The sequence below is a fragment of the Candidatus Uabimicrobium helgolandensis genome, from assembly GCF_041508025.1.
In the GTDB taxonomy this organism is placed as follows: domain Bacteria; phylum Planctomycetota; class Uabimicrobiia; order Uabimicrobiales; family Uabimicrobiaceae; genus Uabimicrobium; species Uabimicrobium helgolandensis.
In genome coordinates this window covers 1,992,462-2,008,533 of the sequence record NZ_CP165719.1, presented here as the reverse complement: position 1 = coordinate 2,008,533, position 16,072 = coordinate 1,992,462, and the positions used below count along the sequence as shown (strand labels likewise).

The following is a 16,072-nucleotide window of genomic DNA, read 5'->3' as shown; positions in this document are numbered from 1 at the left end:
TAAATACAGTATAATCTTTTATTCGTTAATCACTTATACTTTGTATGTGTTTTCAACCTGGTAAGAAATCTAATTACAATAAATGGAATCCATTATTATGTTAACTCTTCAAGGCTACAAAATAATAGAAAGGATTTATGAAGGAAGAGAAACAGACGTCTTCAAAGGATACAAAGATCAACAAGCGTTGATATTTAAATTACTAAAAGGGGAGTATCCTTCAAGAAGAGCCTTGACTAGATTTAGACGAGAATATGAAATCGTAAAAAACTTGGACATAGAAGGAATTGTCGAAGTAGTTGATCTAGTAGAATATCGAAATAGTCTGGTTATGGTGCTAAAAGATTTTGGTGGCGTTTCTCTTTCCAAAGTAATCGCAGCTAAAAAAATCACTCTTGATATTTTTTTCCCAATTGTAATTACAGTTGTAAAAATTTTGGGAAATATTCATAAGCGTAACCTCATCCACAAAGATATCAAACCAAGTAATATCATTGTTAACTGTGACAATTTCGACGTCAAAATAACCGACTTCGGTATTTCAACTTTTCTTTCGCGAGAAGCACCTCAAATTCGCAATCCTAAATTACTAGAAGGTACCTTGGCCTATATGTCTCCTGAACAAACAGGGTGGATAAATCGTGGCCTGGACTATCGCACAGATTTTTATTCCCTCGGTATTACTTTTTACGAAATGCTAACAAATCGCTTGCCATTTTTTGGTAAAGATGCCCTGGAGCTAATGCATGCCCAAATTGCTAAGGTAGCTTCTTCTCCTCATAAAATAGAAGATATACCTCCTTCACTGTCTCTGATTGTCGATAAACTTATGGCAAAAACAGTAAAGGAAAGATATCAAAGTGCTCGCGGTCTTTTATTAGATCTAGAAGATTGTTTCTCTAAATGGAAAGATAACGAAATTCATCTTTTTGTTCCCAGGAATTCTGAAGTATCAGACCGATTTCAACTATCTGAAAAGCTATATGGGCGAGAGAAGGAACTTGAAGTACTCCTAAGTAGTTTTGATGAGGTAAACAAAGGCCGCATGGAGACTCTTCTGGTTTGTGGGCATGCAGGAACAGGTAAATCAACTCTTATCCACGAAATTTACAAGTCGGTGCTGGCCAAAAAAGGTTATTTTATTGATGGGAAATTCGATCAAAAAGAACGAAATGTTCCCTACAGTGCCTTTAAATCGGCATTAAAAAAATTAATTGTTCAGATTCTAGGCGAGAATGAGGATATCATTTCACTTTGGCGCGAAAAATTTCGAAAAGCATTTGCTGATAATGGACAAGTGCTGGTCGAGTTTATCCCAGAGATCGAACTTATTATAGGGAAGCAACCTCCTTTAGAAAAACTCCCTGGTACTGAGTCACAAAATCGTTTCAATGTTGTTTTTATCAACTTTATACGTGTACTTGCTCAACAAGAGAGCTCGCTTGTTATTTTTTTAGATGATTTACAATGGAGTGACTCAGGAACGCAGAATTTGTTAAAGTTACTTGTAGATAATAGTTTACCGTATCTCTTCTTACTAGGGGCATATCGCGACAATGAAATAGATGGCTCCCATCCTCTTACTATGACTTTAGAAAGTATAGAACAAAAATATTTAATAAAAAAAATATCTCTTTCGCCATTGACATTTCCTTCTTTAAATCAATGGATCGCAGATTCTCTAAATACATCTTCTGAAAAATCACAATCTTTTTCACAATTAATTTCTCGCAAAACGACAGGAAATCCTTTTTTTGTGAAACAATTTATCACTACTTTATACCAAGACGGTATATTAATCTTTGATGACAAAACGAATTGCTGGCAAGCTCCACTAGAAGAAATCCAGCAAATGGATGTTGCTGAGAATGTTGTTGCATTTATGGCCGAAAAACTATCAAAACTTTCCTCTTCCAGTTTAAAAGTTATAAAAATCGCAGCAACAATTGGAAATACTTTTAAATGGCAACTTCTCGCCACTGTTCTTAATCAAAATATGACTGAAATAAAGTATGATATAGAAGAACTTGTAAAAAAAGGGTTTATTTTTCCTATGGGGAGTTTTGATATTACCTTTGTAAGCGATGAATTTCTCGAAGAAATTTCATTTAGATTTGCCCACGACAAAATCCAACAAGCAGCGTACTCTCTGATAGAAAAAGAGGACATAAAAGATATTCATCTTTCTATTGGTAAGATTATAGCGCAAAAATCGCCAGAAATGATCTTTCAACTTGTTTATCATATGAATTTAGCAATGGATTTACTTTCTCAAAGTGAAAAACTCCAACTCGTAGAATACAATCTACAGGCTGGTAAAAAAGCGATGTCATCTGCAGCCTATTCTTCGGCATGTGAATATTTTATAGCAGGAAGAACATTACTGCCAAAGAATGCCTGGAAAAAGCACTACTCTCTAACTTTATCTGTCCATACCAAAGCAGCAGAATGCGAACACCTAAATGGTAATTTTGAAAATGCTAAAAAATTATTTTCCCTGTCACTATTACATGTTAAAAGCAACGTAGAGCGGGCAGATATATACAACATTAAAATTGTTTTTCATACAAACTTAGGAGAACATCAACAGGCTCTGGATCTGGGTAAAGAAGGCCTGATATTTTTTGACATACAGGTGCCAAAACTTCCCGGCAAAGGAACTCTTTTACAAGAGGTTCTCAAAATCAAGTGGCTTCTACGTGGAAAAAAAACAGAGAAACTACTCCATTTACCGGAAATGGTAGATCCCAATGCGTTAGCAGCTATGAAATTACTAATGAGCATAAGCGCTTCTACGTTTTTTGTAAGCACAAATCTTTGGGCTTGGGGCATACTCAAAATGCTTCACCTTACTTTGAAGTACGGAAACACCCCCATCTCTGCTTTTGTTTATGTTTGCTATGGAATTATTGTCGGTTCAGGATCAGGAGATTATAAAAGAGGCTATGACTTTGGTAAATTGGCTATAGAAGTTTCAGAAAAATATGGAGATCTTCATTTAAAAACTAAGACTTTTAATTTATTCGGTTCTTTAGTTGGACATTGGCAACAACATGCAAATGATGACATTGATTATCTTCTAAAGGCTTACCATAGAGGACTAGAATGTGGCGACTTGATGTTTGCTTGTTTTTCTCTAACCTATGTGGTAAACAAAATGGTCATAACCGGAAAAAATCTAGACGAAGTTTCCCAAAAAATAAAAGATTATTCTCGTTTTTTTGATCAACTCAAATTCCAGGACGCTGTGCGCGTATACTGGGGAATTGAACAAATGATCAAAAACCTACAGGACGTACCAGAAAATGCCTCTATGCAAAATATAGAAGCAGAGAATACTTTTCAAGAAATGCAAACCGCGACAAACCAAATGCCTCTGCATTGGCATTATATCAATCAATTGCAAGTATTTTTCATTTTTGAACGGTATTCGCAGGCCTTAGAGATGGCGCAAAAGTCTCAAGAAATGCTTAGTATTTCATTTGGTACTATGCAAGTTCCTGTACAAAACTTTTATCATAGCTTGACTTTAACTGCTATTTATCACAAACAATCGCATACCAATAAGCGCGTATTCAAAAAAACATTACAAGAAAATCAAAAGAAAATGAAAAAGTGGGCGAAAAATTGCCCACAAAATTTTTCTCACAAATACTTCCTAGTAGAGGCAGAAATAGCTCGTATCAGCAACTATGAAAAAGAGAAAATTATAGAGCTATACGATCAAGCTATTCACAAAGCGGATGAAACCAAATACACGCAAAATAAAGCCATTGCTTGTGAGTTGGCAGCTAAGTTTTTTTTAACACAAGGAAAAACAAAAATTGCCAGAGTGTACTTAGAAGAGGCATGTTACAGTTACAATAAATGGGGAGCTGTTGGCAAAGTAATGGATTTAACAAGAAAGCACACTTCCCTACTACCAAAAAAAGACAGTAACAATTTTACACTTCGCTCTCAAGAAATTGAGACAACTGTTTCTACAATGGTCGGTCACTTGTCACATTTAAATATAAATACGGTTATTAAAGCCTCTCGTGCAATCTCGCGAGAAATATCATTAGATAAGCTACTAGTAAGACTGATGGAAATCACACTAGAAAATGCCGGAGCAGAGAGAGGATTTTTAATTTTAAATAGAGGCAATCAACTTTTTGTAGAAGTAAGACAAAGTACTGATCAGAGTAAAGCAGTGTTACAATCTATGCCTATTGATGATTGCAATGAAATTCCTATTACAATTGTGAATTTTGTCAAAAGAACAATGGAAAAAGTTGTTCTCCAAAACGCGTTTAAGGAAGGTGGGTTTAATTCAGATCCTTACGTTGTCACGAAGAAATTAAAATCTGTTTTATGTATTCCTATTTTGAAGCAAAATGAGCTTTTAGGAATATTTTATTTAGAAAATAATCTCACTCCTGATGTCTTTACTTCTGATCGCCTGGAAGTGCTTGAGATGATCTCTACTCAATCTGCTATTTCTATAGAAAATGCTAAATATTATGAAGGTATGAAACAAACGCAAAGAGAACTACAAGCAAGCGAAAAAAAATACAGGTTGCTGATGGAGCAAGCATCGGATGCCATTTTAATATCTGATAAAGAAGGAAATTATCTTGATGTCAATTCGAGAGCCTGTGAAATATTTGGTTATGAAAAAACACCATTTTTGCAATTGCAATTATCTCACTTCTTCCCTCAAAGATTTATAAATATCTCAGAATTAGAATCTGGAAAAACAACGGGCGGGGAACTGCAAATGAAGCGTGGTAATGGAGATTTATTCCCAGCAGACTTTAACATGAAACTCATTTCTGATGGACGAATACAAACAATTATTCGCGATATTACAGAGCGCAAGCGTTTAGAAAAAGAAGTTTTGGAAATTAGCTCTCGAGAACAACAACGTGTAGCACAGGATTTACATGATGGACTCGGACAACAACTTACAGGAATTAAGTATATCAGTGAAGCGTTGGCAAGAAGCTTATCCCAAAAATCTTTAGAGGAAGCCACTAAAATGGAAAGAATTTCTCAACTCGTGGCAGAGGCAATTAACTCTACTCGCGGAATGGCCAAAGGACTCTATCCAATGATTCTGCAAAGTAACGGATTAACAGTGGCTCTAAGTGAATTGGCACACAATACAAGTAAAATACCACGCGTTTCTTGTGAATTTAATCATGATACTGATATAGAAATAAAAGACCCTGCTGTTGCCAACCAATTATATAGAATCGCACAAGAGGCGCTTAACAATGCGGTTAAACATGGTAGAGCCAAAAATATTTTTATTTCACTTAAAAAAGAAAATGACAAAAATATCCTTTATGTAAGGGACAATGGAAAAGGTTTCCCTGATCATATTAACAGTGGAATGGGGTTAAATATTATGAAATATCGTGCGAGTGTTTTAGGTGGTGATTTACAAATTGAAAGAAAAAAGAAAAATACCTACATTATATGCTCTTTTTAAAAGAAAGAAGGAGAAGAAATGAGTTCAACAAGAGTAGTGTTAATAGATGATCATCCCGTAGTTCGCGAAGGTTTAGCCATAAGTTTTCAGCAAACAGATGACCTAGTTATTTGTGGAGAAGCTTCTGATTATTATGAAGGATTGGAGGTCATAAAAAAACTAAAACCTGATGTGGCTGTTATGGATCTATCTCTTCAAGGAATGGGAGGTCTTGATTTGATCAAGACTCTTAGAAAAAAAGGACACAAACTTCCCATTTTGGTTCTTTCTATTCACAATGAATCTTTTTATGCAGAAAGAGCTATTCGCGCAGGTGCGCAGGGCTACATTATGAAGCAGGAAAGAACAGAAGAGGTTATAAAGGCGGTAAGGCAAATTCTCCAAGGCAAAATTTATGTTAGCCGTGAACTTAGTGATAGTATCATGTACAAGTTTTTTGATAAGAATCCCACCTCTGATTCGCCTTTGGATCGTCTTACTGATAGAGAACTAGAAGTTTACCAACTAATTGGCCAGGGAGTTTCTCCTCATAAAATAGCCGATGATTTGTGCATAAGTATAAAAACAGTTGATTCATATCGCGCGCGAATTAAGGAAAAATTAAATCTAAAGAATGGTACTGAATTGCTACAAAGTGCTATTCAATGGGTACAGAGCCAAGATTTAGGATAAGCATCAGAAATTTCCAGGGTAATTTTAGTATTTTTTTGCAGCAAAAAGTAGGTAATTCCCTATTTCATAAAAAAAAAATTCTACTAAAATAGAAAACGTTACAAATAGATATGTTTGCCTAAAGAAAGTTATTCTTAAACAAAAATGAGGATTAAACTATGGTATTCTCAAACAAAAATGAGGATTAAAACTATGGATACTCTCCAAGCAAAACAAATTTTTATTGTTGATCATCCTATTATTCAAGACGGGTTAGAAAATATTTTTCAATTTGAGAATGACCTGAAAATTTGTGGAAAGGCTGTCTCTTCTGAAGAGACTCTAAAGTTCCTTCCTTCCGTAAAACCAGATTTAATGATCGCAGATATTTTCCTTAAAGGAATAGGTGGAGTAGCTTTTGTCGAAAATATTCGGCGGGCCGGTTACACATTTCCTATCTTAGTTTTGAGTATTTATGAAGGTATATCCTATGCCGAACAGTGCGTTGGTGCGGGAATCGAAGGATACATTCCGAAAAAAGAAAAAACATCCACATTGTTAAACGCTATTAGAAATCTATTAAACGGGCAAATATACATTGATGAAGAGCTAAAACTAGAAATAATAAAAAAGTTTTTCATGAGTGGCTCGCGATCAGTTTTCTCTCCGAAAGTTATTCTTACAGAAGAAGAACAGAAGGTCTACAACTTTATTGGAGATGGATGTCCTATCGAAACCATAGCAAGATTACTCAATCTAAGTGCAAAAAAAATCATACTTTTTCGAGAACAGATTAAGAAAAAATTATATTTTAAAGATAATATCGAATTATTGCAAAGTGCTATTGGTTTCAGAAAAGGATAATAATGAATATTAATGTCCTAGTGGTAGGTGATGGTTATTTGACTATTATGTATCTAAAGGAAATGTTAATTGTTTTAGGGTGCGAAGTTCAATGTGCCAACTCTGTTAAAATGGCGCTAGAAATTTTAGCAGAAACTTGTATAAACTTTATCATCTCTGATGTGAATATGCCTGAAACAAACGGCCTAGAGTTTTTTTCACAAATTCAAAAACATCATCCATCGTTAGCAGAAAATTTCATATTTATCTCTAGTAGTGTTTGCGAAGAACAAATAAAAAAGATAAAAGAATTGCAGTTGTCTTTGTACGAAAAACCAATTTCATTTGTTACTCTTACAAAAATAGTTGCGGAAAATTTTGGTTCAGATTTACTTGAGGGTAACAAGTCAAAATTCAATAAACTTTAGATTAGAGGAATGCCATTAATTAGGAAATTCCTAAAATATAGATATGACAAAAGACTGACTAGCAAGCAAGGAAGTCAGTTGTAAGTGCAATATACAAAAATTTTTACGTTTATTGATTCGTACGATCAAATGACTCAATTTCGTTTGCAAAAAATTTTAGTTCTGCCTCTATAAACAAATTTTATTTTGGGTGATTCCTCTTGAAACTAGCTGAAACTTTTCTTAACATTGTCGCTGATGCAGTAGTATACTTAGAGACAAAAAATTCTCTTGTTAAAGATCGTCTTATTCATGAGTTAGACAAGAGTTTTAGTCTTTTATACGCTCTTTCCTCTGAAATTGAAGTTCCGTATACAAAAAAATACGTTGACTTTGTTGCAGACAATCATACACAAAATTTAATTGCTCTGTTAGAAGGGGACGAATCTTGTTTGCAAGGTGTGCCTGATAATATCTCTAAATGGCAAAACCAGTGCTTGGCAAAATTGTCAAATACTTATCGCTACTGGAAAGATAACATTACGCAAGGACAACTTCGAGCATATTTCGTTGTTGCGTTTAACAATGTAGGTCTTTTAAGTTCATTGCGCATGTCTTCATACAATCCTCTTCCTTATCAACGTATTCAAGGAAGTGAATACGACACATCTATAGCGCGTAGTCTAGATGATGCCCGAAAAATTATAAAGTACTACTGGCAAGCAAAATACAAGTTACCTACAAGTGAAGTAGATAAAAACTTGGAGTTTTGGGCTGTAGAATGGGGAAGCTCCTTACTCTCTCAATTTAAAAATCGTCCTGTCACAGGGCAAAGTTTTTCTTTTGCATTTACTATTTTCTTTTTTATCTCTTCATTACGCAAATTATGTGAACAGGGCATATTAGATGTTTATCACCACGAGAGTCATCAAGAAATAGAACCGCATCACCTAAATTTACCATCAAATATGGTAGCAAGTGGTGCATTTGTAAGAGACCAAATACCAGACGAATCACTGACTCCAAAAAAATATAATAATATTGCCACAAAAAAGATTGCCTACATCCAAACAAAACTCGAAGTTATATCGCAGGCAAATTCTGTTTGTGATCAACCGTTTATAGAATACTTTTTGATACCAAAAGATAACTATTTTGATATTGAAACTCAAGACGAAAAAATTGTCATTGTTCCCATTGAAAACTTAGATGATTTAATTGCAAAATTTTTTCCCAATTGGTTCATTCGCAGCAAATATCAAACTTCAGAACAACCTAAGTCGAATATAAACATAGAACAATTTGTACAACAAGGAGAGCAGTTAGCTTTACAGTTGTCAAATATTCACAAGCAAAACAGGATATATAAACATTTGACCCTTAATTGTATAACTTTGCCTCTTGGGAATTCACATGTAGATTTGATTCCTCCAACAGAAGCCATGTCCATTGCTCTAGTCAACCCAGAATCGACTATTACCTATATTGCTCCAGAACAAACGGATTATTACAATGTGAACCTAGATCAGCGTACAGATATTTATTCACTAGGCGTTATCTTTTATCAAATGCTTACGACAAAACTTCCTTTTAGTGCAGAAAATGTTTATGAATTTATAGTTGCGCATGTTTCTCAAAAGGTGATTCCGCCTCGCGATCTTTTTCCGCAAATTCCCTTAGTACTTTCGAACGTTATTATGAAGATGCTCGCAAAAAACCCTGATGATAGATACAAGAGTGTTGCACAAATTGCGCAACTTTTGGCAGCCTATAAAAACACGAACGCTGTGCAAGTAACTACTGATGCATATGAAACTTTGGTTTTTCCAAGAAAAATGTACGGAAGAGAGTTAGAGTATCAACAATTACAACAATCATGGCAAAATTTTCTCGAAGGTAATGACGAAATTGTTATGGTTTACGGAATGCCTGGAATCGGCAAAACGGATTTCGTTAATAGTTTACTACGCGATGTACTTGAAAAAGGGGGTTTTTTCTTTACAGGAAAATACCAACAAAACAACAAACAACCATTTTACAATGCTTGGATAGAAATTCTACAGAAATTCTGCAGGCAAATTTTATCCAGTTCCTCACAAAATATAACCAAGTGGAAGAACATGATTATTGATGCACTTGGTACTAACGTACGTGTCGTCGCCGAAGTAGTTCCAGATTTTGATAATTTAGTCGGAAAACAAGAACCTTCGTCTCTTGTTCCGCCCGAAGAATCTCGTAATCGTTTTTACCTGGTTATGGAACAGTTATTGGACGTTATTGTTATCAATAGCAATAAAATTACTGTATTTATTGATGATATTCAGTGGATGGATAACGCATCATTATTACTTATCGGTAAATTTTTAGGGAAATATCCTCAAAAACTATTTTTTATCTTTGCTTCGCGCCACAGTGAAACAAATTGTAAAAAAACAGCGCATTTAAAAGAACTCATCACAACTAAAGATATTAAAATAACCAAAATATTTCTTTCTCATCTTCCGTTAATCTCTGTAGAAAAAATTCTTACACATTTGTTTTCTCCAACACCAAATGACATTAAGCTTTTAAGCTCTCTCATTTTTCAAAAAACGATGGGGAATCCATTATTTATTAAACAATTTTTACAAGTTCTCTACCAAGAGAAACTGCTTTACTTTGAAAAAGAAACCTGTACTTGGTCTTGGGATTTATCCATTATTGAAAAATTTGAATTCAGTAGTGATATTTTGGATTCCTTGTGTAAAAAAACGGCATTATTACCTGAGAAATACCAAAAATTGCTAAAAATATGCTCGTGTCTACGCGAAAATTTTTCAGCAGAAATGTTAGGTAGTATTATTTGTGAATACGAAGATTGTATAACAGACTTTATCAACGAAGCGACTCAACAAAATTACATTGTGGCAACACAAAACCAGTGGAATTCTTTATTCATAGAGCATACTTATAAATTTACCCATGATTTAGTACTCCAAAGTATCTATACATCAATAGACGAAAAAACAAAAGCTCAAATCCATTACGATATCGGTTCATACTACTTTAAACAACAAGATGACCTATCCCCTTCTAAAGTAGCAGTCAACTGGAATTATTGTATTCCACAATTGAAGGACGAAGAAAAAAAACAACTGACACAATTCAACTTTCAAGCAGCAATAAAAGCAAAAAATGCTGCATCATACGCAAAAGCTTTTATGCACATTCAACATATTCAAAAAATTGCTCAACAGATAAAACTTGAAGCTAAATTTATGTCTCAAGTTTATCAACAAGAAGCCGAATTAGCTTACTTGAATGGTGATTTTAGCAAAGCAGAAAAACTGTTCATGCAAATGATCGATAATACAAAAGACAAAGTAGAAATTGCTCAGATTCACGTTTACCTTGTTGTTCTCTATACTCGTATAGGCGACTGGGATCAATCTTTCAAAGTAGGAAAAAAAGGTCTCAGTTATCTTGGAATTAACTGGTCATCAAAAAGTGTATTACTCACTTTATTCAAAGAATTTTTCCGCATTAAAAGAAATTTACATAAGTTAAAAACCACACCAGATTATTTTGTCAACATGCGTAAATTACAAGACGAGGAACAAGAAATTGCTTTACAACTACTATCTATATTCATGTACACTACTTACCATGGTGGCAAATTATATGCATTTTTAACCGCTCTAAAAATGGTAAACATCACAATAGAAAATGGCTTCACTGTGGATTCGCCAAATGGTTATGCGTATTTTGCCATGTTATTGGGGCATTTAAAAACACTAGGTAGTTATGATTTAGGGCGTAATTTTATGGAGTGGGCAATTACACTAAGTAAAAAATACGACAACCCTCTACACACTGGTCGCGTATATTTTGCCTTTGGAGCAGTTGTTAATCATTGGACGCGAGAATTCAAATTAAATCTACATTATTTGCAGAAGGCGAAAAAGTATAGTCTACAGGGTGGAGATCTGATGTTCGCTTCTTATGCTGCTGTTCACCCTTTACAAGTCTATTTTTTCTCTGGAAAAAACTTACAAGAGCTATTTGAAGAGACTAATATTCGCCAAGATTTTTTAGAAAAAGCAGGATTTACCTCACAAGAGTTTTTTCCCATCGGGCTACAAAAATTCATTGTCGACATGAGTGATGTTTCACCTTCAAAAATTCGTAAAAACCTAACTTCGAGCGACTACAGAAATGAACAACAAAAAATAAAAAATACTACAGGAATCATATGGTTGGAAACTTTAGAGCTAAAAAAACTTTATCTACAAAACAACTATCAAGAAGCAATCAACCTGGCCGCAAACTCTCTTCCTTATATAGACGGAGCTTTTGGTCAAATTATGAAACCAGAGTATTATTACTACTTTACTTTATCATTATTAGCTCTTTATTCGCAGGAAAAGCCACGAAGACGTTTGAGCAGGAGAATCAAAAGGAATTTTGCCAAATTAACAACTTGGAAAAATAACTGCTCGGAAAACTTTGAACATAAATATTTAATCGTCAAGTGCGAAATACTTAGAGTTCAACACAATTTTGTCGCAGCAATGAAGCTTTATCCGCAAGTAATTGCAATGGCAAAAAAAAATGGTTTTGTCCATCAAGAAGCTATAGCAAACGAGTTAGCTGCAAAGCTGTACATTCAACTAGGAATAAACGATACAGCAAAAATGTACATGCAAGAATCCATCGCATGTTATAAGAAGTGGGGATGCACAGTAAAAGTACAGCAGCTCAATAAATTGTTAGACAGTGCCAATGCTTTGTAATAACTACCGTGAAAGAGAACACAATATAAAATGATATCCTAGTTTGATTACAAACAAAGGAATCAAAAAATGCCGTGCCTAAAAAAATAATAAACGAAAATGAAGCAGAGATTCAGAATAAATGTGGAGGAAGCTTCTTACAAAGAAAACAATCAGTTTATCGCGTACATTATACGTTCAATTATGGCAACAATACAACGCCTTTTGTTATAAAGATGGAAGTGAAATCCTCTCAAATATCCTTCCAATATAACCTTCGTAGACGTTCACCAAAAGTGGCTAAGAGCCATTCATCGCAATTTCGTGCTCACATTATAACATGATTTTGAAAACGCGATGTGTTACGATTTTCGATCTCAAGGCGTAACAATAATATTATTTCACCTTGAAAGTGACGCCATTTAAAGTCGCTCATTGATTGCTCCATCCATTTTTAATTAGGTTTTGTTGGAATTTCTATTATAGAAAAACCTAAAATGAATGGAGCATGTCTTTTTTACAACAGCGCCAGAAAAAGATAGGATCTAATTTAAACTTTTTCTACTATCTGTTCTTTTTTTGCCTCACTGTGATTCGTGCAACAATACCAATACATCATAATTACAGGAAACCAGAGATTCACTTCGTATGGAAAAATATAAATAAAAGGGAAAATTCCAGCCATCCAGAATACAGCATTTCCTTCATTAAGAACTATATTAATTCTAAAGAAGTTGTTTATTTTGTGCTGTAAACGGAATGCTAGATATAAGCATAGTGTTGTGATAATCATGCAAGCAAAAACTTCTTTCATTATCATTACATTATTCCTTTATTTGTAGGTTTAATTTTGTATATTTATTGTAATGTACGAAAGAATATTTATTTATGTTGGCTCGCTTTACAATAATTCCATCAATTCGGGATATTTAGCTTGATTTTTTTCACTATGACTTTTGCTAAAGTTCTACTATGACTTTAATATAAAGTAAATTTTTAAATTAGGGCCTGTCATCATTCAAGCTAATGAAGCCAAATAATGCAAGAAACTAAGTATACAGCCGCTAAAAAATTCTGAGCAGTTTTGTCGTACCGCGTAGCAATAGCTCGATATTGCTTGAGTTTGCAGAATAGATTTTTTATCAGATGGCGAGATTTATAAAGGTGGCTATCGCATTCTTTTGGCTTTTTAATATTAGATTTCGGAGGAATCACAACAATAATATCTCTTTGTTCTAATTTTTGAATAACGCGTTCTTCTGCATAGTAAGCTTTGTCAGCAAGTAGCGCTTTAGCTTTGATAGAAGGTAATAGAATATCTGCTCCCGATCTACTACTGAATGTGCTTCTATTATTGATATCTGTCGATGTTTAAAACTAGGGCGTGTCATCATTCAAAATATTGTGTGTTTTTTCGAGCCCGAGCCCGTTTGCGAAACTTTCACTAACAATTTATCAAAGAAGCAAAGTTTCTTTTTCCATCGCAAAAAACTAGTATTGAACCAATAAATCACTTTCTGTCGCTCTCAAAAAGTTTTCGGGCGCGGGCTCGCAAACGGGCTCGGGCTCAATACTACTGGCGTATCATTAAATGAATCCGTTATATTTTTATCTGTATTGAATGATGACACGCCCTAGTAAAACAAAATGTTCTGGCCAACGGACGAGAATTTCTTTTGCGAGTTGTAGCAATGCTTACTCGTTTGGTCAAAATTCAAGTAAAAACGTAAGACTTAAATTGCTAGACGAGATCGGGCTCGCAAGCGGGCTCGGGCTCGAAAAAATAGACAATACTTTGAATGATGACAGGCCCTATTTACCTGTAGGAATTTAGCAATTATATATAACTGTTTTAGATACATAAAAATATGGTTGCCTAGCACAACAAAGCTAGGCAACCATATTTTGTAACTCATACAGGAATCAACTTAAGGAGTCAGTTAAAGTTGCAATCTCAACAATTACGCATTTTTATGGATATGCTAAAAAGCAACTACGTATCTCTACTCTTGGCGATGCTAACGTTGTCATGTCTCATAAATTAAAATCTCTTAGCCAACTATTGCACCTTATTCCAGTTAAGTTCCTTCTTTCTTCCAATCTTGAATTTACACCTGAGAAAATTATTGCTTACTATTCTTTACGATGGGAAATTAGTTTTAAAAAGACTTTAATAGAGCGTGCATTTTGTGCAATTGTTCGATTAGAACAGTGGAATTGCGAAAATCTATTGTTTGTTGTGCGTCTGATATAGCTTTTTGAGGCTGCTCGTGGATTTCAATTATAACTCCATTTGCACCAGCAGCTAGACCTGCCAATGCCATGTCTTTAACAAAACGCCGAACGCCGATTCCATGTGAAGGATCGACAATTACTGGTAAGTGACTTTTTTCTTTTAGTATTGGTACTGCGTTTAAGTCTAGTGTATTGCGGTAAGCTTTTTCAAAAGTGCGAATTCCACGCTCGCACAAAATAAGGCGCTCATTGCCATTGGAAAATATATATTCTGCCGAGTGTAAGAGCTCATCCAAAGTACCCGATATACCGCGTTTGAGCATAACCGGTTTATCTACTTTTCCCAATTCGTGTAGTAAAGTGAAATTTTGCGAGTTACGCGCACCTACTTGAAAAATATCTACATATTCGTGCATTTTTTCTATTTGGTCTACAGCGAGTATTTCACTAATAATTTTAATATTGTTTTCGCGTGCGATTTGTGACCACATTTTTAGGCCATCTAACCCCATCCCTTGGAAAGAGTAAGGAGATGTTCTCGGCTTAAACACACCACCACGCATGATACGGACATTATGTTGCCGCAAGTGGTCGATTGTTTTGCGTACTTGTTCTTCGCCTTCTATAGAACATGGGCCAGCTATGATTGTTAGTTCATTACCAATTGTCACTCCATCACCTAAGTCAATATAAGTAGAATCCACTTTCCATTTTTTGGAAACTAATTTATAAGTATCAGATACGCGATGTATGTCTTTTACGCCATTGAGGCCACCTATTTTGCGAATATCGAACTCTTTTTTGCCGATGGCAACAATATAATCACCTCGCTGTGTTTTTACTCGCGATGTTTGATAATCTATACTCTGAATATGTTCACAAATAGTTTGGAGATCGTTTGCTAGTATATTTTCCTGTAACTGAACAATCATTGTATTCCCCTTATTTTATTAACAAATTGTGTAGTTGTGGTAGATAGTTCTAAGCTATTATTCAATTCGCGGATAAAAGCACTTGCTATAATTGCGCCATTGGCGTAACTAACAATATTATCAAAGGTTTGTTTATCTGAAATCCCAAAACCAACCACAAAAGGGTTTTTCAAATTCATAGCACGTAAACGCGAAAAATAGCTTTGGTGATCAGAGGCTATTTGTAAATTGTTTCCCGTCACAGAAGCTGTAGATACAGCATAAATGAAACCGTTACTTTCGTTATCGATAGCTCGAATTCTTTCCGTTGAAGTTCTTTGCGTGATCAAAAAAACATTACTGAGATTATGTTTACGAAATATATTTTTATATTTTTGGCAATACTCTTCAAAAGGAAGGTCAGGTAAAATTACACCATCAATACCAACTTGTGAACATTTTTCGCAAAAACGCTCTATTCCAAATTGCAATACAGGATTGAGATATCCCATCAGTAGTACTGGTATCGTGACTCCACTGCGTAATTCTTGTAATTGTTCAAACAATACGCGAAGACTCATTCCATTTGCAAGAGCGGTTTGGTTACTGTGCTGTATTGTTGTTCCATCAGCAATAGGATCTGAAAAGGGAAAACCTAGTTCAATCATATCGACGCCAGCGTTCTGTAACATTTGACAAATAGGTAAAGTATCATTCAAATGAGGAAAACCTGCGGTATTAAACAGTGAGAGTATTTTATCTTTACTCTCAAATAATTCAATGATTCGATTACGCATG

8 protein-coding genes and 1 pseudogene are annotated in these 16,072 nt (G+C 34.7%); 5 read left to right on the top strand and 4 right to left on the bottom strand.

The genetic code is table 11. From position 1 onward, the window contains the following. Nucleotides 1-97: 97 nt before the first annotated feature. The 5 genes from UABHE_RS07410 (at nt 98) to UABHE_RS07390 (ending at nt 12,149) form a co-directional block, all read left to right on the top strand. A complete protein-coding gene (locus UABHE_RS07410; RefSeq protein WP_372369613.1) occupies nt 98-5,476 on the top strand; it encodes an AAA family ATPase in 5,379 nt (1,792 codons plus the stop codon). An 18-nt stretch (nt 5,477-5,494) separates the two neighbouring features. Next, nucleotides 5,495-6,148 carry a response regulator gene (locus tag UABHE_RS07405; RefSeq protein WP_372369612.1) on the top strand — a complete coding sequence of 218 codons (654 nt, stop codon included), beginning with the start codon at nt 5,495-5,497 and terminating at the stop codon, nt 6,146-6,148. A 192-nt stretch (nt 6,149-6,340) separates the two neighbouring features. Beyond that, nucleotides 6,341-6,991: a response regulator gene (locus tag UABHE_RS07400; protein WP_372369611.1), complete on the top strand. Its 651-nt coding sequence runs from the start codon at nt 6,341-6,343 to the stop codon at nt 6,989-6,991. A 2-nt stretch (nt 6,992-6,993) separates the two neighbouring features. Then, the gene (locus tag UABHE_RS07395; protein WP_372369610.1) at nt 6,994-7,398 is read left to right on the top strand and encodes a response regulator; all 405 of its coding nucleotides are present in this window, start codon (nt 6,994-6,996) and stop codon (nt 7,396-7,398) included. Nucleotides 7,399-7,598: 200 nt separating this feature from the next. Next, nucleotides 7,599-12,149 (top strand): AAA family ATPase, encoded by a 4,551-nt coding sequence (locus UABHE_RS07390; protein WP_372369609.1) that lies wholly within the window; start codon nt 7,599-7,601, stop codon nt 12,147-12,149. A 529-nt stretch (nt 12,150-12,678) separates the two neighbouring features. Here the strand turns inward: UABHE_RS07390 and UABHE_RS07385 are convergent. From UABHE_RS07385 to trpA, 4 genes and pseudogenes are all read right to left on the bottom strand, one after another. Then, a complete protein-coding gene (locus UABHE_RS07385; protein ID WP_372369608.1) occupies nt 12,679-12,948 on the bottom strand; it encodes a hypothetical protein in 270 nt (89 codons plus the stop codon). A gap of 203 nt (nt 12,949-13,151) precedes the next feature. After that, a pseudogene (locus UABHE_RS07380) lies at nt 13,152-13,454 on the bottom strand (transposase); the annotation flags it as partial. A gap of 833 nt (nt 13,455-14,287) precedes the next feature. Next, entirely contained in the window at nt 14,288-15,295 is a 1,008-nt protein-coding gene (locus UABHE_RS07375; protein ID WP_372369607.1) for a bifunctional 3-deoxy-7-phosphoheptulonate synthase/chorismate mutase, read from the bottom strand. Continuing rightward, nucleotides 15,292-16,071: a tryptophan synthase subunit alpha gene (gene trpA, locus UABHE_RS07370; protein ID WP_372369606.1), complete on the bottom strand. Its 780-nt coding sequence runs from the start codon at nt 16,069-16,071 to the stop codon at nt 15,292-15,294. Before trpA ends, UABHE_RS07375 begins: the two co-directional genes overlap by 4 nt. Between the last annotated feature and the right edge of the window lies 1 nt (nt 16,072).